The following is a 24136-nucleotide window of genomic DNA, read 5'->3' as shown; positions in this document are numbered from 1 at the left end:
CTCCGTACACCTACCGGCCCAGACAGGCCAGCGCCGCCGCCGTGAGGGCGTCCACACCGGCCGGGAGGGCCGTGCGGACGTCCGGGGCGAAGTCCGGGGCGTGGTTGGCGGGGAGGCCCGCCAGCTTCCCGGCCGCCCCCTCCCCGGGCGCCGCCGCCCAGGCGGCCGGCCCGATCACCCCCAGCATCCAGTAGGCGAGCCGCACCCCCCGCGCCCCGTGCACCGCCCGCCCCGCGTCGCCGAACAGCCCGAAGTCCTCCGTGGCCAGCGACGGCGGCCACATCGCGACCCGCTCCGCCCCCAGCCGCTCCGTGTGCGCCGCCCGCACCGCGGCCGTCGTGGCCGGATCGGGGTGGGTGACGGGGGAGGAGCCCTCACGGACGATCTCCGGCTCCCGGGGGCAGCCCGAAGCGGCGCACTCGGCGCGCACGATCCGCTCCACCGCCTCCGCCGCCCGGGCGAGCGCCGCCTCCCCGGCCGCCCGTACGGTGATCCCCAGCTCCGCCCGGTCGGGCACGACATTGGCCCGCTCGCCCGCCCGCAGCGAGCCCACCGTCACCGCCACCTGCTCGGAGGGCGCCGCCTCCCGGGCCACCACCGTCTGCAACCGGGTCACCACGTGCGCCGCCGTCACCACCGGGTCCACCGTCAGGTGCGGGGCGCCCGCGTGCCCCCCGCGCCCGTGCACGACCACCCGGAAGGTCACGCTCCCGGCGGTCATCGGCCCGTACCCGTGGGCGACCATGCCCGCCGGAAGCGGGGCGGCGTGCTGCGCCAGCACCGTGTCCGGGCGCCCGACGCGCTCGTACAGCCCGTCGGCCAGCATCGCCCGCGCCCCCTCCAGGGTCTCCTCCGCGGGCTGCCCCACCACCACGAGCGTGCCCCGCCAGGCCCCGGCGGGCGCGCCCGCCAGCAGCGAGGCGGTGCCCGCGGCCGCGGCCAGGTGCAGGTCGTGCCCGCAGGCGTGCGCCGCCGGGCCCTCGCTCGCGTACGGCAGCCCGGTGGTCTCCCGGACCGGCAGCGCGTCCAGTTCGGCGCGCAGCATCACCGTCGGCCCCTCGCCCCGGCGCAGCACCCCGGCCACGCCGTGGCCGCCGATCCCGCGCGCGGTCTCGTACCCGGCGTCCTCCAGCCAGCCGGCGAACCGGTCGGCCGTGCGCTCCTCCTCGCCCGAGAGCTCGGGGTGGCGGTGCAGGTCCAGGTACAGGGTCGTCAACGGCCGCAGGAGCGGCGCGAGTCCGGGGAGCACGGTGGCGGAAGCGGTCATGACGACCATGCTCGGCCACCGCCTCCGGGCGGGACTGTCAGAGCGCTGACACTTTGTGTCAGGGGAGTGTCAGGAGATGAGCAGGCGATGTGAAGGCGCCACTTGTTTTCCTTGAAGTGCGCCAGGGAGAACGGGCCGGACACACGGACCGCGGACCCCGGGACGCACCCGGACACCAGAACCGGCCACGCCGACGCACCGGCCGGCCCACCCCAATGAATGGAGAGTCCCATGGAGAAGTCGCCGCTCGCCTCGCTCGCCGACGAGATCCTGGAGCTGGAGTCGGAGACCTTCGAGATCTCGGACTACTCGGACGCCAGTGAGGTCGTGCTCGCCGGTTCCACCAGCTGCAGCTCCACCTCGACCTGTTCCTCCACCACCAGCACCACCTCCTGCAGCGCCTGACACCCCGGCGCCGCACCCGCAGACACCGGATGCCCCGGACCCCGCAGGAAGGGGTCCGGGGCATCCGGCATGACGTACGGACGACGGAAGAAGGGCCCCGGGGTGCGCCCCGGGGCCCGGCCGGCCGGGGAATCAGGGGAACGGGTGCGGCACCAGCCGGACCTCCGCGTCCGTCAGCGGCGTGGCGCGCAAACCCGCCCGCATCGCGGCCGTCCGCAGCCGGGGCATGTACGGGGCCCGCTGGCGCGACCAGCCGAAGTCGATCGGCAGCAGCCCCGGCACGACGGCGCACACCGTGCTCAGCCCCATCCGGCGCTGCTCCGGCGTGGTCTGGTCGACGACGATCACGTCGTGCCCGGCGCCCGTCAACTCCCGTACGCACAGCAGCAGGTCGTCCCGCAGGTCGCCGGTCCGCGGCCGCCCACCGGCCTCCCATCCCGCGTACAGCTCCGCCATCGTCCGCACTCCGAGCGGCTCCCGGTAGGTCCGCGCGTACGGCGCCATCGCCGGCAGCCCGTACAGCTGGGCATGGTCCTTCAGGTGCAGCACCTTCCCGAAGTCCCGGCTCATCGCCTCCAGTTCGCCCTGTCGCTCGGCCACCTGCCGGGGCAGGTGCGGGATGTAGGTGAGCACCTCCGACAGCGCCGCCTCCACCGCCGACGCCGGATCCAGCGCCGCGCCCGCGCCGAACGAGTACAGCCCCGGCCCGCCGTCGCGCCGCACGGCCAGCCCCGTCACCACCGGCACCGCCAGGTCGATCCGGTTGTCGAAGGCGTGCACGTCGTACCCCTGCAGGGCCGCCCGGTCCACCATCATCCGAACCGCCGGCCCCGGTACGGAGTCCAGGTCGATCTCCGTCAGGCGCTGGCCGCCGTACCAGGCGAGCAGGAACGCGTCCCGCTCGATCAGCTCCAGCAGCGCCCCGAGCAGCGCCTCCTCCGGGCAGCCGCCGATGGCGCAGCCGTTGGAGCACTCGAAGACGAAGTTGTCGGCGGCCAGGCCCGCGCTGTAGTACGCCAGCCGGGCCGGGACCAGCACGGGCCGGTCGTCGCGCAGCGAGTGACCGTACACCCACGGGATGGGCCGCTCGGGGTCGAAGGGCGACACCAGGGGGTCGTCCCGGTAGGTCTCCGGCGGGTAGAACCCGCACTCCGCCGGGTTCAGGGCCCGGTCGCCCAGCTCCGCGTACGAGGCGGTGAGCGCTTCCGCGCCGGTGCGCCGGTGGGTGCCCGCGTACCGCTCCAGCCCCTCCAGGAACGCCAGGTCCCGGCTGGCGGAGAAGCTGTTGGCCTGCCCGCTCCAGGTGACGTCCGTCAGCCCCGCGTAGCCGCGCATGAAGACGCTGCCCGCGACGGGGGCGGTGGTCGGCGAGGTCACGTTGATCCAGGTGCCCCCACCGAGCACCCCGGTCACCGGATTGGCCAGCGCCTCCCGCGGCACCGGGTACGAGGACGCCTTGCGCAGCCGCTGCGCGTCCGGGTCCGGCTTGGGCCGTGACGCGGGCGTGAAGGGCTGCGGCTCGGCCGCGGCGCTCGGCCCGCAGTCGGGGCAGAGCGGGTCGGCGGCCAGCGGGTAGGTGCGCACCTGGAGGGTCTCCAGGTCCAGCCGGGACACCTGCGGCAGCGCCCGGTCGGCCGCCACCGCTCCCGGGGCCCGCGCCTCACCGCCCGCCACGGCGGCGTGCAGGGCGGCGACCGCGTCCAGCACGTACGGCGACAGCCGCGGCCAGCGCGCCGAGACCGGGGTGCGCGGCCCGGTCCCGGTCTCCAGGGCGTCCCGTTCGCTCTTGCTGCGCAGCCGCTGCCAGCGCATCGCCAGGCACTGACCGCAGGCCGGGGCGGTGCCGTCGCCGCCCCAGGGCCCCAGCAGCACGGCCTGCGCGCCGAGGTGGACCGTGGCGGCCGGGCGGACCCGGGCGAAGGGGTCGGCGGTACGCGGCCCGAGGGCGTCGTGCACCCCGAGGGTGACCACGTACGGCGCCGCCGCGCCCGGGGCGGCGCCGGCGGCGAGGGCCCGCTCCAGCTGCCGGCGTGCCTCCTCCAGGGCGGTGCCGTCGGGGGCCGCGGCCGCCCGTACGGTCCGCGTCGCGGTGTCGGTCATGACTGGTTGCTCCAGCGGAAGGTCTTCAGCCCGATCCCGCCGAACAGGAGGGCGAAGCCGGCCAGGGCCGCGCAGCCGATCCCGATGGAGGCGAGGGAACCGGTGCCGGTGAGGGCCCCGGACGCGGCGTCGTTGAGGTAGCGCAGCGGCAGCACCTGCGAGACCGTGCGCAGCCAGGACGGCATCATGTCGAGCGGCAGGAAGGAGCCCGACAGGAACGCCATCGGCACCATCATGCAGTTGGCGATGGCGGCGACGGCCTCGGGCGTCCTGGCGTAGTTGCCGACGATCACCCCGATGGCCATGAACGCGGTGATGCCGAGGCCCAGCGCGGGCAGCACCAGCGGCCAGCGGCCGTCCAGTTCGAGCCCGAACCCGGGCAGCATGGCGACGGCGACGAACACGGCCGCCTGCACCACGCCGACCACCAGGGCCAGTACGTAGCGCGAGGCCAGCACCGTGGTCAGCGGGGTCGGGCTGAGCCGGATCAGCCGCAGCAGGTCGTCGCGGCGCCACTGCATCAGGGTGAAGGCGATGCCGAAGACGGCGGCGTTGGCGACGCCCCAGGACATCACGCCGGGCGCGATGTACGAGATGTACGGGCGGCCGCTCTGCTCCACGTCCTGCCCGCTGAAGATCAGGCCGAAGACGACGAGGAACAGCAGCGGGAAGGCGAAGGTGAAGAACAGGGTGGCCTTGTCCCGGACCTGGGCCCGGTAGCCGGCTGCGGTCAGTGCCGTGTAGGCGCTCATGCGCGGGACTCCAGGGTGTGTGCGGGGGAGCCGTCCCCGGCCGGGGCGTGGCCGGTCAGCTCCAGGTAGACGTCCTCCAGGGTGGCCGTACGGGTCATGACCCCGTCGAGCCCGGTGAGCGCGTCGACGGCCTGGAGCACCTTGCCGGGGACCGAGGTCTCCAGCACGAGCGAGCCGCCCTGTTCGCTGACCCGGTCCACGCCGTCCATCGCGGCGGCCTCGTCCCGGCCGATCCGCCCCTCGGGGACCAGCAGCCTGGCCCGGGAGCCGGCGGCGGTGATCAGCTGGTGCGGGGAGTCCAGGGCGGCGATCCTGCCGCCGACCAGGATGGCCACCCGGTCGCACAGGGCCTCGGCCTCGTCGAGGTGGTGGGTGGTGTAGACGATGGTGCGGCCCTCGCCCTTCAGGGCGCGCAGCACCTGCCACAGGTCGCGGCGGGCCTGCGGGTCCAGCGCGGCCGTCGGCTCGTCGAGGAAGATCAGCTCGGGGTCGTGGACCAGCGCGGAGGCGATGGCGAGCCGCTGGCGCTGGCCGCCGGAGAGGTTCTCCACGAGCACGTCGCGCTGCTCGGTCAGCCCGACCAGCGCCAGCGAGCGGTCCGCGGCGGCCGCGTCCTTGCGGTACAGCCCGGCGACGGTGGCGAGGTGCTCGCGCGCGGTCTGCCGGACGAAGAACGCCGAGGCCTGGGTCTGTACGCCGATCCGCGGCAGCAGCGCCGTGTTGCGCGGCCAGGGGTTGTGCCCGAGCACCTCGACGGTGCCCGAGTCGGCCTGGCGCAGCCCCTCGACGATCTCGATGAAGGTGGTCTTGCCCGCCCCGTTGGGGCCGAGGAGTCCGAAGAACTCGCCGCGGCGCACGTCGAGGGAGAGCCCGTCCACGGCCTGTCGGTCGCCGTAGCGCTTGCGGACCTCCCGGACGGCGACGGCCACGGGGGCGTCGGGCGGCGGAGTGCGGTCAGTTGTCATGGGCGTGCGGTTCCCTCGGTGTCGGAATCGGGTGGGGGGTCGGAAAGGGGTTCAGGGGGACGCGGTGAGGACGACGGCGGCCGCGAGGCATCCGGCCAGGAGCAGGACCAGCACGGCCGAGCCGATCCCGTAGCCGAGGTACAGCCGCCGGGCCCGCACCGGGTAGGCGGCCGCGGCGCCCTTGTCCCGCATCCGCAGCCGCAGGTACGCCGAACTGGCGGGAGCCAGCCGGGTCACGCGCAGCGCGTGCCCGAGCAGGGTGTAGCCGTCGAGCGGCGGCAGCGGGACGAGGTTGACCAGGGCCTGCGCGCTGCCGAGCAGCAGCAGCGCGCCGAGCACCCGGCGGGTGGGGTCGCCCACGGGCAGGGCCGCCCACCAGGCGCAGAACGGCAGCAGGAACAGCAGGTTGGCGAAGGCGCCCGCGCCGGCCACGGCCAGCTGGTCCCGCCGGCGCGGCAGGTAGCGGTAGTTGTCGACCCGGCAGTACATGATCACCATCGGGAGCCGCCAGCGCAGCCCGATCTCCCCGACGGTGCCGCCCACGTGGCGGGCGGCTATCCCGTGGGCGAACTCGTGCAGGGCCGTGCTCAGCCACAGCAGCGAGGCCACCGCCAGCAACGGCGCCGGACGCGTCAGCAGCCACCACAGGTCGGCGAAGAGCACGCCCGCCGAAGCCGCCAGCCACACCTCCATGGCCAGGAACACCAGCAGCAGCGCGCCCAGCACCGCCGGCCGCAGCAGCGGCCGCAGGACGCGGTGCAGCCGGGCCGTCGTGGCGTCGGCGTCCGCGACCAGCCGCAGGGTGCCGCGCAGCAGGGTCCCGGTCCGCTGCGGCCCCGGACCGGCCTCCGGCTCCGGGGCCGGTCCGCCCGCCAGCAGCCGCCGGGTGCCCAGCAGCCCGAGCAGCTGCTGCCAGTTCCGCTCGCCCAGCCGCCGCCCGAACTCCCGCCCGTACGCCTCGCCGATCTCCGCCAGGCTGCGCGAGCCGTCGAGCCGCGAGACGAGGAAGTACTCCTTCGGCCCGATCTCGAACGCCGCCCCGGACACCGGGTCCTTGACCAGGTGCACCACGGCCGCGCCGTTCAGCAGCGGCGGCGACAGCAGGACCCCGGCCCGCAGCTCAGGCCGGTGGTCCAGCATCCGGGAGGGCGCGGTCACGGCCCGACCGCCCCGGCGGCCGCCGCGCCCTCGCGCAGCACCCGGCCCAGCAGGTGCGAGAGGTAGGCCTCGTCCCGGATCGTCACGTGCAGCCGGTTGTTGGTCATGTGCATGTACGGGGACAGCAGCAGCGGCAGCGCCACCGCCGGATCGGTGACCCGCTCGTCGCGGCTCCCGTCCCAGGACCGGAACACCAGCTGCCCGCCCGCCGCCAGGGCCTCGGCGCGGGTCCGCAGCTCACGGCAGTGCTCCGCCCAGCCCGCCAGGAAGGCCGGCAGCCGGCCCGTCTCCCCGGAACCCAGCGCCTCCAGCACCGCCTCGAACCGCCGCCCGAGACCCGGACCGGTCTGCTCGTACGTGCGGTCGTACTCGGTCGAGCCGATGAAACCGGTGCCCGGGAACGCCCGGTGCCAGAACTGGTAGTAGCTGTCCAGGTAGTTCCCGAGCTCCTCCCGGTCGGGCAGGAACACCCCGGCCATCACCATCATCAGCTGCGCCGAGGTGCCCAGCAGCACCGTCCGCAGGTGCAGGTTCATCGAGCCCAGCGCCTCCATGACGAGGTCGCTGGAGTGCGCGAAGTGCCACTCCGCGAGCTCCACCCCGGCCGGGCCGCCGTACTTGCCGTACTCCGGCTCGTACGGCTCGTACGAGAAGGAGTTGTTGGGCCGCAGGTTCATCCGGCCGTCCTCGCCCATGAACGCGGCCCGGTCCCCCTCCGGGAACTCGATGTCGAACAGGGTGTTGTAGAACTCGTTGAGGAAGCCCGAGTCCACCTCGTACAGCGCGGGCCGCGCCTTCAGGAACCCCGACACGGCCTCCTCGGCACGCCGGCGCACCTCCGGCTCCGCCTCCGGGCTCACCGGCCGCAGCCGCAGCCGGACGTGCGGTCCCTCCAGCCAGTAGTTGATGAAGAAGTGCCCGGCCAGCAGCCCGTCCGCCGTCAGGGAGGCGATCAGCGGCCGCACGCACTGCACCAGCAGCGGCTGCGGGTTGGCGGCGTAGAACACGTGCATGGCCTGCCACGCGCCACGCTTCGGGGTCAGCTCTGACATGCGGGTGCGCCCTCCTCGGTCCGGACGGTCGTGGTGAAGGTCTCGACGGCGAGCTCGGCGACGTGGCCGCCGCGCGCCGAGGCGACGTGCAGGCCCCCGGGGTCCGGGAGCATCTCCCGGAAGACGACCCGGTGGCCGCCCTCGCGCAGCAGCGGCTCGAACGCGGCCAGCGAGAGCAGGCTGGAGAAGTCCACGTACTGCGGTTTGGCCCCCAGCGCGGACGGGCCCGCCGACACCGTCGCGAACACCCGCTCCGGCAGCCCGTGCGCCCGCCGCCAGCGCTGCCACTCGAGGAAGTGCCCGGCCTCCCGGGCCCCCCGCGCGGGCAGTTCGCCCGCCGTGGTGGTCCAGCTGCGCCGGCTGAGCACCAGGTCCCCGTGCACCACCCGCGGACGCGTGGTCACCCCGGCGTGCGCCGCGCCCTCCGGCACCCCCGCCCAGACGTCCAGCGGGGACATCGACGACGGCGACAGCAGCAGCAGGGTGCGCGGTACGGCGGGCAGCGCCAGCGGCACCAGGTACCCCAGGTAGACCGGGATCACCTCCAGGCCCAGGCGCCGCGAACGCAGCACCACGCGGCCGGTCTGCGGCACGTGCTCCGCGTACAGGTCGTCCAGGCGCAGCAGCCGCTCCTCCGGCAGGGTCCCGCTCTCGCCCGGGCAGACGATCTCGTACTCGGTGAGCCGCCCGTGCAGGTTCAGGTTGGTGGTCACCGCCCCGCCCGTGACCTCGGCGAACACCGCGCCCGGCGGGGTGACCGCGGCGGCCGTCGCGCGCAGCTCGCCGTCCAGCCCGGCCGGATCCGGGTACAGGTGGGTGAACCGGCTGAACGGGAAGGAGAGCCCCCCGTACGAGCGGTTGAGGACGGTCAGCTCCGCGCCCGTCTCCGGGTCCCGCGCGAGCTGGAGGTGGTGGCAGCGCGGTGCGAAGCCGGGCACGACCGGCTCCAGTTCGGCCGCGACCGCCTCCACGTCCTCCCCGGACAGCCGCAGCTCGCCGCCGCCCGCGCCGCCCTCCTCGTACGCCGCCCAGTGCTCCCGCATCCGGCCCGTGAAGGCCCGCCGCGCCGCGTCCAGGGCCCGGATCCCGGGCAGGCCCAGCCAGTTCTCCTCCGGCACGTACTCGCCCCGGGCGTCGAAGGGGGTGCGCCGCGCGGTGAAGGACAGGTACTGGTCGAAGAAGTCCTCGTGGAAGTCGTGCACCAGCCCCAGCAGGTCCTCGCAGCGCCCGCCGCGGCCGTAGCGGGCCGTGAAGAACCCCTCGAAGGTGATCCGCTGGGCCACCGTCAGGTCGAAGGCCGGCAGGATCCGCTCCACCGAGCGCAGCGACCCGCCGCCCGCGCCCGGCTCCGCCCAGGCCGGGGGAGCCGCCGCCAGGTCGCGGCCCGCGCTGGTGTCCTCGTACACCAGTGTCTGCGGCAGCGGCGCGTCCACCGGCGCGCCCAGCTCCTCCTGCGCCCGCCGCAGGGCCGCGCGCAGGGCGGACAGCAGCTCGCGGCGCTCGGCGCGCCCGGCGAGCGGATAGCGCTCCAGCAGCCGGGCGGGCTCCTCCAGCAGTGCGGCCAGCGCGTCGGCCCAGGGCCGCTCCAGGCCCGTCAGCGCCTGCTGGAAGGACCGTACGGGGTCCCCGCTGTGCACCTCGGTGTCCAGGCACGGAACCCGCACCATGCCGAGCTGGAGCAGGGCCCCGATGTACGCCTCGCACTCCTCGGGGGCCGCGCCGTGCTCGGCGGCCAGCCAGTCGGCCAGCTCGTGGTGGCGCAGCTCCGGCTCGCCGCCGCCCGCCGCACCGGCGGCTCCGGCCCCTTCGGCCCGCTCGGCGAAGAGGGCCAGCAGCCGGTCCAGGGTGCCGCTGCGGCGCAGGAAGAACAGCCGGTCCTTGACCGCGTCGAAGGTGACGGCGGCCGTGTCGTCGCCGGCCGTCACCGAGCGGCGCACGTACCGGATCCGGTCGTCCTCCCGGCCCCAGCCCGGGGCCGGGCGCAGCGGCAGGTCCCGGCGGCGCACCGGATCGGCCAGGACCAGCTCGGCCAGGCGCGCCAGCACCACCACGTTCAGCCGGACGTGGCTGCCCCAGGCGTCCTCCACCCGGATCCCGCCGGTCCCCGCCTCCGGGGTGAACCGGCCGGTCGCCACCCCGGTGAAGGTGCTGAAGGGGCTGGTCTTGCAGGCGGTGCGGTACAGGTACGAGAGCACCGAGCGTTCGGCCTTGCGCGCCCGGCCCCCCGGCTCCCCGCCCCCGGCGGTGGCCGCCGCGTACGCGTCGAGCTGCCCCTCCAGCACCGGAGAGGCCAGCAGCAGCCCGTGCCGCAGCCGGTCGTCCTCCAGCAGCCCGCGCAGCGCGGCCCGGCCCCGGCCCAGATCGGCCGCCAGCAGCGCCTCGCCCTCGGCGAGCAGCTTCTCCAGCTCGCGGGTCCGCTCCAGCCACAGCGCCAGCCGGTCGCCCGCCTCCTCCTCCAGCCCCGCCACCGCCCGCAGGGCGGCGTCGGGATCGGCGGGCACCCGCCCGTTGTGGACCTGCCGGCGCAGCCGCAGCAGTTCGCGCCGGAGCGCCGCGCCCGGACCGTCAGGCTCCGGGTCGGTCGCGCCGACCGCCCGGTGCAGCACCTCGCTCAGCCACTGCGCGTCGCCCCGCAGCGTCTCCTCGGCCGCGAGCACGTCGGCCGCCCAGCGCCCGGTGTCCCCGCAGCGCAGCGCGTCGGCCGCGGCCAGCGGCAGGCCGGCGACGCGCAGCATGAAGCGCTCGCCGGTGTGCCATTCGGTGGTGGTGTCCATCCTGGTCCCCCTGTTCCTCTCGTGGCCCGGTCAGGCGATCTCGTGGCGGAAGTCGGCCGGCCGCGGCCGCTCGTGGCCGAGCAGCATGATCAGCAGCGGTGCCTCGTCGGTGTCCGCCAGGCCCAGCCGCTCGGCGTACGAGACGTTGTCGAAGCCGAGCGCCACGCCCGCGCCCAGCCCGTGGGCGGCGGCGGTGGTGTAGAAGGTCTGCGCGATCGCGCCGACCGCCGCCCCCATCAGGCGGTAGCCCCGGTCGCCGACCGCGTCGATGACCGCGGTGGTGCGCACCGTCGGCACCAGCACCGCGCCCGCCTGCTCCAGGTTGTAGTTGGACAGGAAGTAGTTGGCCTGGAGGAACGGCCCGGGCGGACCCGGCACCACCAGCCGCAGCGCGTGCGCCTCGGCGTCGTAGGCGTAACTGCCCGGCTCGATCCCCTCGACGTGGTTGACGAAGGCGTACAGCGAGGTCAGCGGCGGCCCGCCGGGCCGCTCGGCCTCACTGCCAGGCCGGGTCGCCGCACAGTCCGCCAGCGCCGCCGCCAGCTGCTCCGCCGTCACCGCCCGGGTGGCGTCGAACCGGCCGAAGCTGCTGCGCCGGGCCCGCAGCGCGGCGGCCTCGCCCATCGGGGGCGCCGCCGGGGCGGGCAGGGGGACGGGCCGCCCGCCCCGCGGCGGGTACGCGGCCGCGGCGTCGAGTGCGCCGGGCGCCGGACGGTCCCCGGCCCGGCCGAGGGTGGCCGCGTGGATCCGCTCCAGCGTCTCGAAGGCCAGCACGGTGCGGGACCGCTCCGCGTCACGGTGGCGGACCCCGGCGCCCGCCGACGGAGTCCCGGCGGCGGAGCCGGCCGCGTCGCCCTCCCATTCCAGGGGGAGCACCGCGAAGACGCCCTCCTCCTCGGGGGCCACGCCGAGCAGCCGGGCCAGGCGCTCCTCGTCGAACCAGAGCGCGGGCGCGATCCGCAGCCCGTGCGCCCGCGCCCACAGCCGCCAGGTCTGCACCAGCGCGCCCACGTCCATGCTGACCGCGTGGAAGGAGAAGCTGTTGTACTTGAAGGAGTTCTGCCAGTACTTGACGCTCAGCACCAGGTACTGCGAGGAGCCCTCCCCGGGGCCGTGGCCCAGCGCCTCCCGCACGTCACCGGTGACGTCCCCGGCCAGCAGCCGGCGCAGCCCGTGCTGGTGCGGGGCGTAGTGGTACAGGCCCGGGGCGAGCGGACCGCCCGCACCGGCCGCCCAGTACACGCCGACCGGGTAGAGCCCGCCGCCCGAGGCGGTGCCCCGCGACCAGTTGGCCTGCGTGTAGTGGGGGAGCGCCGCCAGGTCGGTGTTGGCCTGCACGCCCAGGCGCCGGCCGGTCAGACCGTACGAGTCCTGCAGCATCCCGGACAGCAGCGGCAGGGTGAACCCCGCCGCGGGGCGCGGCCCGCCCGCCTCCGGGTCCGGCAGCGGCAGGGTCTCCGCGCCGGGGTAGTACTTCGCCTTGCGGGGGCGGTCGGCCCAGTCGGGCACGAAGTCGACGGGCTCCATGGGCACCCGGCCCCGGTACATGATGGCGCTGGCGTAGTCATGGGCGTAGCCCACGGGTCCTCCTCGGTTCGTGCGGCCGTGCCGGGCGGGGCCGGCGGCGGCCGGGTCAGGGGAAGGGGTGCGGGGCGGGGTTGAGGTCGGCCGGCTCCAGGTCGCGCCCGCGCAGTCCCGCCTCGCGCAGGGCCGTGCGCATGCGCGGCATGCCCAGCGCGCGCTGCCTCGACCAGCCGAAGTCGATCGGCAGCAGCCCCGGCACCAGCACGCTCACGGTGTGCAGGCCCAGGGCCCGCTGCTCCGGCAGGGTCTGGTCGACCACCACCACGTCGAAGCCCCCGGCGGCGACGGCCTCCACGCACCGCGCCAGGTCCACGGCCACGTCGTCCGACACCCCCTCGGGGCCCAGCAGCGAGGACACCGGGCGCAGCGGACCCCGGGAGGGCCCGCGCAGCAGGAAGTCGGCGTGGCGGCCCATCTCCGGCACCCCGTACACCAGCGGGTGGTCGTGCAGGGCGGTGACCAGGTCGAAGTCGGCCGCCATCGCGCGCAGCCGCTCCTCGTCCCGTTCGGTGCGCCCGGGCAGGTTCACCGCGTCCGTGGCGATCTCGCACAGCGCCGAGTCCAGCGCCGACTCCGGGTCCAGCCCGGCGCCCGCCCCGAAGCACATCCGGCCGGGGCCGCCGTCGAACCGCTCGGCGACCGCCGTCACCACCGGGATCGGGAAGCTGATCCGCGTGTCGAAGAACCGCGCCCGGTACCCGTACAGGGCCAGCCGGTCGACCATCGCCCGCGTCGAGGCCCGTTCGCTCGTGGCCGGGTCGATCTCGGGCAGCGGCTGCCGCCCGTACCAGGTGAGCAGGAACGCGTCCCGCTCGACCACCTCCATCAGCCCGAAGTAGGCGGCCTCGGCCAGACTCCCGCCCGAGGCGCAGCCGTTGGAGCTCTCCTGCACGAACCGGTTCTCCAGGCCCGGCGCGTGGTAGTACGTCAGCACCTCCGGCACCAGCCGCGGCTGCCGGTCGCGCAGCGACCACCCCCACACCCAGGGGATCTCCCGGTCCGGGTCGAAGGGCCGCACCCGGGGGTTGTCCCGGTAGAACGCGTCGCCGTACAGGCCCACCACCCGCGGGTCGACGGCCTCGGCCCCGAAGCCGTTCAGCGAGCCGGTGACGCTGGTCGTGCGCGAGCGCGAGCGCATCCCCGCGTACCGCTCCAGCCCCTCCAGCACCCCGACCCGGGCGCTGCGGTCGAAGGAGTCGGTGTGCCCGCCCCAGAACGTCTCGCGCAGGTACTCGCCGGAGCGCATCGAGAAGCAGCCGATGGTCGCCGAGGTGGACGTCGAGGAGACGTCCTGCACCAGCGAGGGCCCCAGCGCCCCGCACAGCGGGTTCGCGAACGCCGCCACGTCGATGGCGTACGCCTCCACCGGCCGGGTGCGGAAAGCCCCCGGCCGGTGCTTCGGCGCAGGTTCCGGATCCAGCGCCCGGGCCGTGTCCGCCTCGGGCGTCCCGCACACCGGGCACTCCGGATCGGGCACCAGCGGGTACCGCCGCACGCCCCCGTCGCGCAGGTCCAGCACCCACACCCCGGGGAACACCCCGCCCGCCGCCCCGGCGGAGCCGGAGCCCGCGGAGACCACCAGCGCGGCCACCGCGTCGGCGGCGAAGGCGTGCGCGTACGGCCAGCCGCCCGCCGCCCGGGTCCCGCCGCCCAGTTCGAGGGCGTCCCGCAGCGCGACGGACCGCACCGCCTGCCAGCGCCGCTCCAGGCACCGCGCGCAGCCCGGCCCGTCCCCCGGGAGGGGGCCCACCACGGCCTGGTGCCCGTACAGCGCGACCGGGACCGCACCCGCCGCAACCTCCCGGTCCGGGGCGGCGAACGCGTCCCGAAGCCCCAGGGCCGACACGGCCACCGGCGGCCCGCCCAGCGCGGCCACCGCCCGCTCCAGCAGCTCCGTGAACCGCCCGGCGGCCTCCCGCCCGAGCCCGTCCGCCACCGCGGCGGAGCCGCTACGCGTCATCGCCGGACTCCCCGGCCGCCACCGACGCCAGCAGCACCCGCACGGTGTGGACTCCCGCACCGGCCAGCTCCGCCGACCCGGTCGCCACCGCGTACGCGTCGAGCCCCGCCCCGGCGAGGCGCTCCAGCACCTGGTCCCAGGACGCGGCGGGCTCCGCCGCCAGGGGCGCGGCCGGCTCCCCGGACACCGCCAGCGCGCGCGGGTCCAGGTCCCGCAGCAGGGGATCGCGGCCCGCGTCGGCGCCGTCCGCCCCGTACTGCGCCGCGCCCAGCAGCTCCCGCAGGGCCGCGACCGCCGCCGTACGCCGGTCAAGGCCCTCGCCCAGCGCCCAGTGCTCCCCGGCGCGCGCCAGCAGCACCTGCACCCCCGAGCGCGGGCCCTCGCCGAGGTCCAGCAGCTCAGGCTCCAGCTCCAGCCGGTCCGCCGACCGCAGCAGGAAGGCGAGTTCGGCGTCCTCCCCGTCACGTTCCGGCAGCGGTACCGGGGCCGCCCCGCCGCCGCGCACCGCCCGCAGCAGCGCGGCGTGCCCGAGCGCCGACAGCAGCCCGGCCGCCGCCGCGTCGGCGGGGGAGGGGCCGGCGCCGGCCCCGGCGCGGGTGCGCTCGAAGAGCCGCTCGGCGTTGTGCGGGCCGAACGGCCGTACCGCGCCCGCCGGGACCAGCGCGGGCTCCTTCGTCAGCAGGGACACCGCGGCCTGGTGGGCGCGGGCCTCGCCGGGTATCCCGGAGGCGGTCGCCAGCGCCGCCGCGGCGACCGCGCCGGGCCCGCCGGCGGTGACGTCGCGGGCCGGCACCACGTGCTCCGCGTACACGAGCGCCGCCGCGTCCAGGGCCCGCATGCGGGCCCCCGCCACGTGGTGGACGTCGAACGCGGCGACCGTGCGGGTCTCCCCGTGCCCGAGGCCCAGCTCCACCACCCCGGCCTTGAGCGGGATCTGGGTGAGCTCCTCGTCCGCGTACCGGGTGAACACCCCCGCGTACGGGCGCACCAGGGCGGAGCGCCGGTTCAGCTCCTCCACGAGGTCGTCCGCCTCCCGGGCGGTCTCCAGCGTCGGCAGCGCGGGCGTGCCCGAGGTGCCGGCGGCGGTGAGGTCCAGGGGGGCGTCCTCGGTCTCGCCGGGCGCGCAGAACGGGCAGCGCGGGTGCGGGAACAGCGGTTCGGCGGTGACGTCCAGCGAGGCCGTGTCCTGGACGAGGATCCGGCCGGCGGTCTCGGCGGGCAGCGAGCCGGAGGCCGCGCGGAACACCTCGTACCCCAGCAGGTTGCCGATCATCGCGGCCAGCGGCCGCCCCGGCACCGGGCCCTCGGCGAGGGGTGCCTCCGGCAGCGCGAGGGCGCTCCAGAGCGCGGCCGCCGCCGGCCCGCCGCGCGCCGAGCCCAGCCGCAGGGCCGCGCAGGACCAGCAGCCGGCGGTGCCGTGCGCCATGAGCGGGCCGACCACCGCGTCGTTCCCGTACGACCAGGCGGGCAGCAGGGTGCGCCCCTCGGGGACCCCGGCGCGCAGCAGCGGCAGCAGCCGGGCCGGGGCCGCCGCCCCGCCGGTGACCACGACGAAGTCGTACTCCGCCAGCTCCGCCCAGCCGAGCGGCTGCCCGGGCAGCGTGCGGATCTCCACCGGGCAGCCGTCGGCGACGGCCTCGGCCGCCTCGGCCCGCACCTCGTCCGCGTCGGCCCCGGCCGGCACGCCCACGGTGGCGCAGCCGTTGCGCACCAGGCTGAGCGCGCACCAGCGGGCCACCGCGTCCTCGCCGAGGACGGCGACCCGGGTGCCGCGGAAGCGCAGGAAGCGGGCTTCGGCGTCGTCCGCGTAGTGGTCGGCGTAGGCGATCTGCGGCGCGAATCTGCGGGCCACGTCCGGCGGTGCGGCGGCCGGCTCCGGGGCGGCGGGCTCGGCGACGGAACGGGCGAAGTCCCTTTCGTACAGGGTCTTGACGAGTTCGCCGACCATCGCGCGCTGGGCGTCGCCCAGTCCCTGACACAGCTCGGTCACGGTGTGTTCGCCCGTCAGGTGCGGGACGATCAGCGTGGCGAACCGGTACGCGGTGCGGGCGGTGAGACGGAAGCCCCCGTCGGAGTTGTGGAACAGCACGCCGTCGGGCGTTTCGGTGAAGAGCACGTCCCGGCGGATCCTGGGGCGTGTCGCGGCAACGTACTGGTAGCTGTCCAGGGACATGGAACACCTCTGATTGCGGTCTGGTGGGGACAAAGACGTGAGGTGGGAAATGTCGGGGAGGCGGGCGGGGCCCGCTCAGCGGGGCTGGAGGGCGGCGGCGCCGTCCCGGCCCCGGGCCAGCCACCGCGCGTAGACGCGGAGGAAGGCATGGATCCGGTAGGGCTCGCCGGGTGGCCCGTCCTCCAGCATCCCGGCCTCCACGAGCTGTTCGAGCACGCTCTCTTCCGCGGCTGTGGCCGGACCGGAGCCGGGCTCGAGCGAGCCCAGCCGAAGGAACGCCTCCCGCGGACCGGCCGGGAGCGCGGCGACGGCCCGCCCGAGGACCTCCGGCACCGACAGCCGGGGGTCCTCGGCGAGGGCCAGCCGGCCGGGCGGGTCCTCGGCCAGCCAGGCCGCGCAGTCGGCGACGGACAGTCCCGGCCGGGTCAGCAGCCGTCCGGCGGCGATCCGCAGAGCGAGCGGGAACCACCCGCACACGGCGGCCAGTTCACGCGCGGCAGGCTCCTCGGCGGAGATGCGCCCGGTTCCGACGAGGCCGGCGAGCAGGGCGTGGGCCTCGGCCGGCGCGAGCACGTCGAGCCGGTGCACGAAGCCGCCGTGCGTGGCCACCGCCGCCGCGAGGGCGCGCCGGCTGGTCACCATCACGGTGGCGCCGCCGGTCTCCGGCAGCAGCGGCAGCACCTGGCCCGCTCCGGCCGCGTTGTCGAGTACGAGCAGCCGCCGGCCGCGGTCGCCCGGTCCGGGCAGCAGCTTGAGGGCCTCCTCGGCGTCCAGGGGGCTCCCGTCGGGCCGGGCCAGGTCGATGACGGACACCCCGCCCGGGAAGGCCTCCCGGACCTCGTACGCGCTCTGCTGCGCGAGCGCCGACTTGCCGATCCCGGGCGCTCCGGAGACGACCAGCAGCCGGGGCCCGCCGGGGTCGGTGAGGTGCGTCGCCAGGGCCCGCAGGTCCGCCGCGCGTCCGGCGAACCCGGGCACCGGCGGCGGTCCGGCGGGCCCGGGGGAGCGGTCGCGTACGGCGGCGGGGCGCGGAGCGGCCGGTTCGAGCTCCTCGGGGCGGGCGGCCGGGCCCAGTTCCTCCGCCCGCAGGATCGCCAGCTCCAGCCGGCGCAGGCCCGGACCGGGGTCGACGCCGAGTTCGTCGCGCAGCCGCTCGCGGACGGTGCGGTACTCGGCGAGCGCCTCCGCCTGCCGGCCGGTGCGGTAGAGGGCCTCGACGAGCTGCTCGGTGAAGCGCTCGCGGACGGGCTGGCGGCGGGCGCCCTCGTACAGGTCGACGAGGACCTGGTGGCAGTTCCCGGCGGCCAGTTCGAGGTCGCACACCCGCTCCAGGACCCGCAGCCGCTCCTGTTCGAGGGCGGGCACCGCGTCCCGCTGGAGCATGCCCGAGGCCACGTTCGACAGGGGCTGGCCCTGCCAGAGGGAGAGGGCCTCGCGCAGCCGGTACAGCTCCTCCGGGGTCCCGGCGGCGGCCCGCGCCTGCGCGGTCAGCAACCGGAACAGCGCGAGGTCGAGCGTGTCGGTGTCGTTGCGCATCCGGTATCCGCCGGGCACGGCCTCGATGGTGGTCGCGGATATGCCGTATTTCGCGAATAACCTGCGCAGCCGCAGCACGCAGGTCTGGAGTGCGGCCCGCGCGGTCGCGGGAGGCTCCTCGTCCCATACGGCGCGGAGCAGATAACCGGTGGAAACCACGGCGCCGGGATGGAGCAGAAGGGCGGCGAGGAGACTGGTCGGCTTGGATGGTTTGAGAACTACTGTCTCGGGGCCGTGCGCAATACTCAAGGGCCCCAAAAGCTGGAACCGCATTGATGGTCCCCCGTGTCGGGTCACGTGTTTCGCGTTTGAACGTGACGGGGGCGTCGTTCCAACGAGCCGTGCCGACGGACACACACTCCGGAAATAGTCCGGACCAATGCCCGCGGCTGCTCGCCGCTCCCCGTTGGGCGGTGAATAACTGGAACCCTACAGAACGGATCTTGTGGAAGTCGAGTTGGGATACGGATCAATTCCGGCGTACCCGGCCTTCTTCTCCTCTCCGTCACCCCGGGATTCCGTGGAGTTACCGCCGGTCCGTCAATTCTGTTCACAGCTAAACGAGTCCCGATGGATGGATCGCTTGAGTATGAATGGAGGGCGCATTCCCGGCCGGCTCCCCGATGGCCGGAACGGGCGGCGGACTGGCGGATTCCGGATAGTGATCCGGAACCGGAATCCGCCGTCGCACGAGGATCGCGGGAGGACTACTCGAAGCGCGCGGTGTCACCCGCCCCGCGGCGCAGGATCTCCGCCCCGCCGCCGGAGAAGTCGATGACGGTGGTCGGCCGGGTGCCGCAGTCCCCGGAGTCGACGACGGCGTCCACCACGTGGTCGAGCCGCTCCTTGATCTCCCAGCCCTGGGTCAGCGGCTCCTCCTCGTCCGGCAGCAGCAGGGTGCTGGAGACGAGCGGCTCGCCCAGCTCGGCCAGCAGGGCCTGGGCGACGAGGTGGTCCGGGATCCGGACCCCGACCGTCTTCTTCTTCGGGTGCATCAGCTGCCGCGGCACCTCCGAGGTGGCCTTCAGGATGAACGTGTAGGCGCCCGGGGTCGCCGCCTTGACGGCCCGGAACACGTCGTTGTCCACGTACACGAACTGCCCCAGCTGGGCGAAGTTCTGGCACACGAGGGTGAAGTGGTGCTTGTCGTCGAGGTTGCGGATCTGCCGGATCCGCGCGATGCCGTCGCGGTTGCCCAGCTGGCAGCCCAGCGCGAAACAGGAATCCGTGGGGTACGCGATGAGCGCGCCGGAGCGGACCGAGTCCGCCACGCCGGTGAGGGTGCGGCGCTGGGGATTCTCGGGGTGAACGTCGAAGTACTTCGCCATCCGCCGAGCCTACGGGACCGGACCGCCGCACTCCGCAGGTCGCGCGCCCTACTCCGTCCGGGTTCACTTGGGACGCCCGTTCGGGCGCAGTGCCGAGTTTGTGATCATCGTTTCGGCTTCTCGTCCTCTTTGATGCTGCCATCCGGCCGAAGGACGAAGGTGGAGGGCTGAGTGGCGAAGTCACGGACGAAGGCGTGGAGCGCGGTCGCCGCGGTGACGGGGGCCGCCGCGCTGGCCCTCACCCACGCACCGGGCGGCACGGCCGGAGCGGCACCCCCCGACGCCGCCCCGGAGGCCGCGGTCACCCTGCTGGTCGGCCACGCCCTGGACGGCGGGGTCCGCGCGGACTCCGCCGTGTGGTGCGCCGCCGGAGCCTTCCGGAGCGGCCGCTGCGGCACCTGGCGGGAACAGCGGGTGCTCGCCACCGCCGGGGGCGGCGCCGTCCTGTGGGACCCGGCCCTCGGCGACGCCGTCGAACTCCCCACCGACTCGGGCTCCCCGCTGGAGATCACCCTCGCCCGCGCGGAGGCCGGCCGCCTCACCGACGTCACCGTCACCGACGGGCACGGCCGCCACCTCGCGGGCGCACTCGGCCCGGACGGCGGGCGCTGGCGCAACACCGAACCCCTGCGCGCCGGTGAGGGCTACACCGTCCGCGTCGGCGCCCAGGACGGCCGCGGCGCGCCCGTCGGCGTCAGCATGGTCTTCCGGACCGCACGGCCCGACGCGCCCGCGGACGGCAGCCGGCTCACCGCCGACTTCGGCCCCCGCCCCGGCACGTACGGCGCCGGCGAGGTCGTCACCGCCGAACTCAGCCACCCCGTCCCCGCCGACGACCCCGACGCCCGCGCCCGCGTCGAACAGGCCCTCCAGGTGACCTCCCGGCCCCGGGTCGAAGGGGCCTGGCACTGGGTGAACAGCTCGACCCTGCACTTCCGGCCCCGCACCTACTGGCCCGCCCACACCGTCGTCCGCGTCCGCAGCGGCCTCGACGGGGTCGACCTCGGCGAGCACGGCTACGGCGGCCCCTCCGAGTCCGTGGAGTTCACCGTCGCGGACCGGATCGAGGCCGTCACCGACTCCGCCGCCCACGAGATGACCGTACGCCGCAACGGACGCCTCATCAGGACCATCCCCGTCACCACCGGCAAGGCCGGCTTCCTGACCCGCAGCGGCATCAAGGTCGTCCTCGGCAAGGAGGCCAAGGTCCGCATGCGCGGCGACAGCGTCGGCATCAAGAAGGGCACCAAGGAGTTCTACGACCTCCCCGTCCTCTACGCGACCCGGGTCACCTGGAGCGGCGAGTACGTCCACGCCGCTCCCTGGTCCGTCGAGTCGCAGGGCGAGGAGAACGTCAGCCACGGCTGCACCGGCATGTCCACCGAGGACGCCGCCTGGTTCTACGAGACCGTCCGCGAGGGCGACATCGTCGAGGTGGTCAACAGCGGCGGCGAGAAGATGGATCCCTTCGGCAACGGCATCGGCGACTGGAACATGGACTGGCGCACCTGGCTGGAGGGCAGCGCCCTGACCCCGGCGGCCGCCGCGCACCGGACGCCGGACGCCCCCTCCCGCCTCGACCCGACGACCTGAGCGGTGGCCCACCCCGCCCCGCCCCGCCCGGCGCGGTCCGCCACCGGACCGCGCCGGGTGCTGCTCGCGGGCTCCGCCGGGAACTTCACCGAGTGGTACGAGTTCGGCGTCTACGCCGCCTTCGCCACCGTCATCGCCGACCGGTTCTTCACCCCCGCCCAGGCGGCCGGCCAGGGCGGCGCCGGGCCGCTCGTCGCCACCTACGCCTCCTTCGCGGTGTCCTTCTTCTTCCGGCCCGCCGGAGCCCTCCTCTTCGGCCGCGTCGGAGACCGCGTCGGCCGCCGTCCCGCCCTGGTCCTCGTCATCACCCTGATGACCCTGGCCACCACCCTGATCGGCCTCCTCCCCGACCGGGACGCCATCGGCGTCGCCGCACCCTGGATGCTCACCCTGCTCCGCGTCCTGCAAGGGCTGTGCCTGGGAGGGGAGTTCGGCGGGGCCGTCGCCCTGATGACGGAATCGGCGCCGCCCGGCCGGCGCGGCCGCCACGGCGCCTGGCAGTCCTTCACCGTCGCCCTGGGCCTGCTCGCCGGCGCGGCCGTCGCCGCCCTGCTGTCCGCGCTGCTCCCCCCGGCGGCCCTGCACGCCTGGGGCTGGCGCATCCCCTTCCTGCTGGCCCTGCCACTGGGCCTGGCCGCGTACCGTCTGCGCGCCGGCCTCCCCGACGACCCGCCGCCGCCGGCCCTCACGGCCGCCCCCGCACCGCCGGAAGCCGTACCGCCGGAAGCCGTACCGCCGGCGCCGGGTGCCGCGCCGAGGGCTGCTCCCCGCCCCGCCCTTCCTCCGTTCCCCGGGGCTCCGCCCCGGACCCCCGCGCCTCAAACGCCGACGGGGCTGGACCTGCCGCTGCGTGGCAACACCCAGCCCGCGCTGGGGGCACCTCTCAGCGGTAGCCGGGGGAGTTCGAGCGCACAGGGCGCGGAGCGTCCGGTACCGGGGTCAGGGGCGGAGCCCCTGGGAACGGTGGAAGGGCGGGGCGGGGCCGGCTCCGCGCAGCGGCCCGACCCCGCGCGGCCGACGGGTGCCGCCCCGCCCGCGGCGGGGGCCGGGCTGCCCGGCCCCGTCGGCTCCGGCACCGCCGTCAGGGGTACCGGCTCCGCCGCGAGCGGCTCCGCCCCCGCCCCCACGACCCCCGGAGGGTCCGGCACGGCCCGGGCCGTCCTCCTCGCGGTCGCGCGGCTCATGGGCTGGTCCGCGGCCGGGTACACCTTCCTCGTGGTGCTGCCCTCCTACCTCCAGGCGACGCTCGGCGCCTCCTTCCGGCAGGCCCTGACCGCGACCGCCCTCGCCAACCTCGGCTTCGCCGCCGCCATCCTGCCCGCCGGGATCCTCAGCGACCGGATCGGCCGCCGCCCCGTCATGCTCGCCGGAGCCCTCGGCGTCACCCTCCTCGCACTCCCGCTGCTCCACCTCCTCCAGGACCCCGCCGCCTCCGCCCCCGCCAAGGCCGCCGCCGTCCTCGCCGCGGGCGCCACCGTCGGGCTCCTCGCCGGCCCGGGGCCCGCCATGCTCGCCGAGACCTTCCCCGCCCGGGTGCGCTGCACCGGGCCCGGACTGGCGTACGCCCTCACCGGCGCAGTGTTCTCCGGCTGCGCGGGCCTCGTCATCACCGCCCTGACCGCCGCCACCGGCGACCACGACGTCCCCGCCTACTACGCCGCCGGCACCTGCGCCCTCAGTGCCCTCGCCCTGGCCGGGCTGCGCGGCGACGGCCACCTGAGGCCCCTGGAATGAGGGTCATCGGCCTGATGTCGGGCACCTCGTACGACGCCGTCGACGCGGCCGCCGCCCGGCTCACCCTGGAGGACGGCGGCGAGACCCTGCGGCTGGTCCCGCTCGGCCTCGTCAGCGCCCCCTACGAGGACGGCCTGCGCGACGCCCTCGCGGCGGCCCTCCCGCCCGCGCCCACCACCCTGGCCGACGTCTGCCTCCTCGACACCCGCATCGGCCAGGCCTTCGCCGCCCTCGCGGTCCGCGCCGACCGCGAACTGTGCGCCGGCCGCGCCGCACTGATCGCCTCCCACGGCCAGACCGTCTACCACTGGACCGACGCCGGCCGGGTCCACGGCACCCTCCAGCTCGGCCGCCCCGCCTGGATCGCCGAAGCCACCGGACGCCCCGTCGTCTCGGACTTCCGCCCCCGCGACGTCGCCGCCGGAGGCCAGGGCGCCCCGCTCGTCAGCCTCGTCGACCTGATGCTGCTGCGCGGCCGCCCCGGTACACCCGCCGCCCTCAACATCGGCGGGATCGCCAACCTCACCGCCCTGCCCCCGGCCGGCCCGCCCGTCGCCTTCGACACCGGCCCCGGCAACGCCCTGATGGACGCCGCCGTACGCGAACTCACCGGCGGCCGCCGCGGATACGACGAGGACGGCGCCCTCGCCGCCGCCGGCCGGGTCCACGAACCGCTCCTGCGGCGGCTGCTCGCCGAGCCCTACTACCGGCTTCCCCCTCCCAAGACCACCGGCAAGGAGCTCTTCCACCACGGCCACCTGCGCGCCGCCCTCGACGGCCGCACCCCCCTCCCGCCCGAGGACCTCCTCGCCACCCTCGCCCGGCTCACCGCCCGGACCGTCGCCGACGCCCTGCGCCCGCTTCACGTCACCGAGGTCGTCGCCTCCGGCGGCGGCACCCGCAACCCGGCCCTGATGGCCATGCTCCGCGAGGAACTGCCGCCGCGCACCGCCCTGCTGGACTCGGCGGCACTGGGACTGCCCGCCGCCGCCAAGGAGGCGTACGCCTTCGCCGTCCTCGGCTTCCTCACCCTGCACGGCCTGCCCGGCAACGCCCCCGGCTGCACCGGGGCCCGGGGGCCCCGGGTGCTCGGCTCCCTCACCCCGGGGCGGGAACCGCTGCGGCTGCCTCCCGCGCCGTCCCGGGCGCCGGTACGGATCGCCGTCGGCCCGCCGCCGTGAGCGGGGCGGGGTCCGCGCGCGGCGCCGGACGCGGGGCGGCGCGCCGGGAGCAGACGGCGGTGGTACCGGGCGCCAGCGTCCGCACCCACGACCCCGGCCGGTCCGGCAGCAGCGCCAGCAGCGCCGGCAGCGCGGAGGCGAAGCACAACGGGCCCCCGCCCGGCTCCCGGTACCAGTAGAGCGGGGTGCCGCCGGCCCCGGCGGCGGCCAGCACCAGCAACGGCTCGGCGCGCGCGTCGACCACGGCGGCCGCGTACCCGCCCTCGACGTGCGCCGCGAACCCCGCGCCGTCCAGCGCGAAGGCGGAGTGCGCCAGCGCCGCGTCGTTGCGGTCGGCGACCGGGAGGCCGCGCACCTCCAGCCGGGTGGCCAGGGCGAGCCGCCCCTCGATCCCGCCGTCGAGGGCGGCGGCGACCCCGCCCCGTTCGAAGACCCGGCCGGAGGCCAGCGCCCACCCCTCGCCGCGGCTCAGGCGGATCCCGCCGGGAAGGCCGGTGCGCAGCTGCGCGGCGGCGGCGTGCAGCCGGTGCGCCGGGAGGACGGCGCCGAAGTGGCCGAGGAACGCGTACATGGT

Annotated in this window: 17 protein-coding genes; 4 read left to right on the top strand and 13 right to left on the bottom strand. The window is 75.9% G+C overall.

Annotated elements, in window-relative coordinates:
- Window positions 1-10: 10 nt before the first annotated feature.
- On the bottom strand, window positions 11-1267 hold the full coding sequence (locus OG553_RS01745; RefSeq protein WP_405977223.1) for an amidohydrolase: 1257 nt from the start codon (window positions 1265-1267) through the stop codon (window positions 11-13).
- Window positions 1268-1498: 231 nt separating this feature from the next.
- Between OG553_RS01745 and OG553_RS01740 the strand changes: the two genes are divergently transcribed.
- Window positions 1499-1672, top strand: a complete 174-nt coding sequence (locus tag OG553_RS01740; protein ID WP_007268044.1) for a thiazolylpeptide-type bacteriocin — start codon at window positions 1499-1501, stop codon at window positions 1670-1672.
- A gap of 132 nt (window positions 1673-1804) precedes the next feature.
- On the opposite strand, the gene OG553_RS01735 is transcribed toward OG553_RS01740, so the two are convergent.
- The 11 genes from OG553_RS01735 to OG553_RS01685 form a co-directional block, all read right to left on the bottom strand.
- Window positions 1805-3772, bottom strand: coding sequence for a TOMM precursor leader peptide-binding protein (locus OG553_RS01735; protein ID WP_405977222.1), 1968 nt, complete (start codon window positions 3770-3772; stop codon window positions 1805-1807).
- Complete coding sequence (locus tag OG553_RS01730) at window positions 3769-4524, bottom strand: ABC transporter permease (RefSeq protein ID WP_405977221.1); 756 nt, start codon at window positions 4522-4524, stop codon at window positions 3769-3771. The genes OG553_RS01735 and OG553_RS01730 overlap by 4 nt, the downstream gene beginning before the upstream one ends.
- The gene (locus tag OG553_RS01725) at window positions 4521-5489 is read right to left on the bottom strand and encodes an ABC transporter ATP-binding protein (protein ID WP_405977220.1); all 969 of its coding nucleotides are present in this window, start codon (window positions 5487-5489) and stop codon (window positions 4521-4523) included. Before OG553_RS01725 ends, OG553_RS01730 begins: the two co-directional genes overlap by 4 nt.
- A 51-nt stretch (window positions 5490-5540) precedes the next feature.
- The gene (locus OG553_RS01720) at window positions 5541-6647 is read right to left on the bottom strand and encodes a peptidase M50 (protein WP_405977219.1); all 1107 of its coding nucleotides are present in this window, start codon (window positions 6645-6647) and stop codon (window positions 5541-5543) included.
- The gene (locus OG553_RS01715; protein WP_405977218.1) at window positions 6644-7699 is read right to left on the bottom strand and encodes a lantibiotic dehydratase C-terminal domain-containing protein; all 1056 of its coding nucleotides are present in this window, start codon (window positions 7697-7699) and stop codon (window positions 6644-6646) included. The genes OG553_RS01720 and OG553_RS01715 overlap by 4 nt, the downstream gene beginning before the upstream one ends.
- Window positions 7687-10473: a lantibiotic dehydratase gene (locus OG553_RS01710; protein WP_405977217.1), complete on the bottom strand. Its 2787-nt coding sequence runs from the start codon at window positions 10471-10473 to the stop codon at window positions 7687-7689. The genes OG553_RS01715 and OG553_RS01710 overlap by 13 nt, the downstream gene beginning before the upstream one ends.
- Window positions 10474-10503: 30 nt before the next feature.
- Window positions 10504-12054 carry a SagB family peptide dehydrogenase gene (locus OG553_RS01705; RefSeq protein ID WP_405977216.1) on the bottom strand — a complete coding sequence of 517 codons (1551 nt, stop codon included), beginning with the start codon at window positions 12052-12054 and terminating at the stop codon, window positions 10504-10506.
- Between the two features lie 52 nt (window positions 12055-12106).
- Window positions 12107-14017, bottom strand: coding sequence for a TOMM precursor leader peptide-binding protein (locus OG553_RS01700; RefSeq protein ID WP_405977215.1), 1911 nt, complete (start codon window positions 14015-14017; stop codon window positions 12107-12109).
- Complete coding sequence (locus OG553_RS01695) at window positions 14007-16190, bottom strand: TOMM precursor leader peptide-binding protein (RefSeq protein ID WP_405977214.1); 2184 nt, start codon at window positions 16188-16190, stop codon at window positions 14007-14009. The genes OG553_RS01700 and OG553_RS01695 overlap by 11 nt, the downstream gene beginning before the upstream one ends.
- A 75-nt stretch (window positions 16191-16265) precedes the next feature.
- On the bottom strand, window positions 16266-17885 hold the full coding sequence (locus OG553_RS01690) for a BTAD domain-containing putative transcriptional regulator (RefSeq protein ID WP_405977213.1): 1620 nt from the start codon (window positions 17883-17885) through the stop codon (window positions 16266-16268).
- A gap of 548 nt (window positions 17886-18433) precedes the next feature.
- Complete coding sequence (locus OG553_RS01685) at window positions 18434-19054, bottom strand: L-threonylcarbamoyladenylate synthase (protein ID WP_405977212.1); 621 nt, start codon at window positions 19052-19054, stop codon at window positions 18434-18436.
- 171 nt (window positions 19055-19225) lie between these two features.
- Here OG553_RS01685 and OG553_RS01680 point away from each other — a divergent pair, with 171 nt between their 5' ends.
- From OG553_RS01680 to OG553_RS01670, 3 genes are read left to right on the top strand one after another with little or no spacing between them, the layout of a single operon-like run.
- Window positions 19226-20647 (top strand): Ig-like domain-containing protein, encoded by a 1422-nt coding sequence (locus OG553_RS01680; protein WP_405977211.1) that lies wholly within the window; start codon window positions 19226-19228, stop codon window positions 20645-20647.
- Between the two features lie 3 nt (window positions 20648-20650).
- Window positions 20651-22381, top strand: coding sequence for an MFS transporter (locus tag OG553_RS01675; protein WP_405977210.1), 1731 nt, complete (start codon window positions 20651-20653; stop codon window positions 22379-22381).
- A complete protein-coding gene (locus OG553_RS01670; protein WP_405977209.1) occupies window positions 22378-23562 on the top strand; it encodes an anhydro-N-acetylmuramic acid kinase in 1185 nt (394 codons plus the stop codon). Before OG553_RS01675 ends, OG553_RS01670 begins: the two co-directional genes overlap by 4 nt.
- Here OG553_RS01670 and OG553_RS01665 read toward each other — a convergent pair.
- A complete protein-coding gene (locus OG553_RS01665; RefSeq protein ID WP_405977208.1) occupies window positions 23480-24133 on the bottom strand; it encodes a hypothetical protein in 654 nt (217 codons plus the stop codon). The genes OG553_RS01670 and OG553_RS01665 overlap by 83 nt on opposite strands.
- Window positions 24134-24136: the final 3 nt, after the last annotated feature.

This window comes from Streptomyces sp. NBC_00158, from assembly GCF_045160885.1.
Lineage (GTDB): Bacteria > Actinomycetota > Actinomycetes > Streptomycetales > Streptomycetaceae > Streptomyces.
This window is presented reverse-complemented; position numbering and strand designations above follow the sequence as displayed.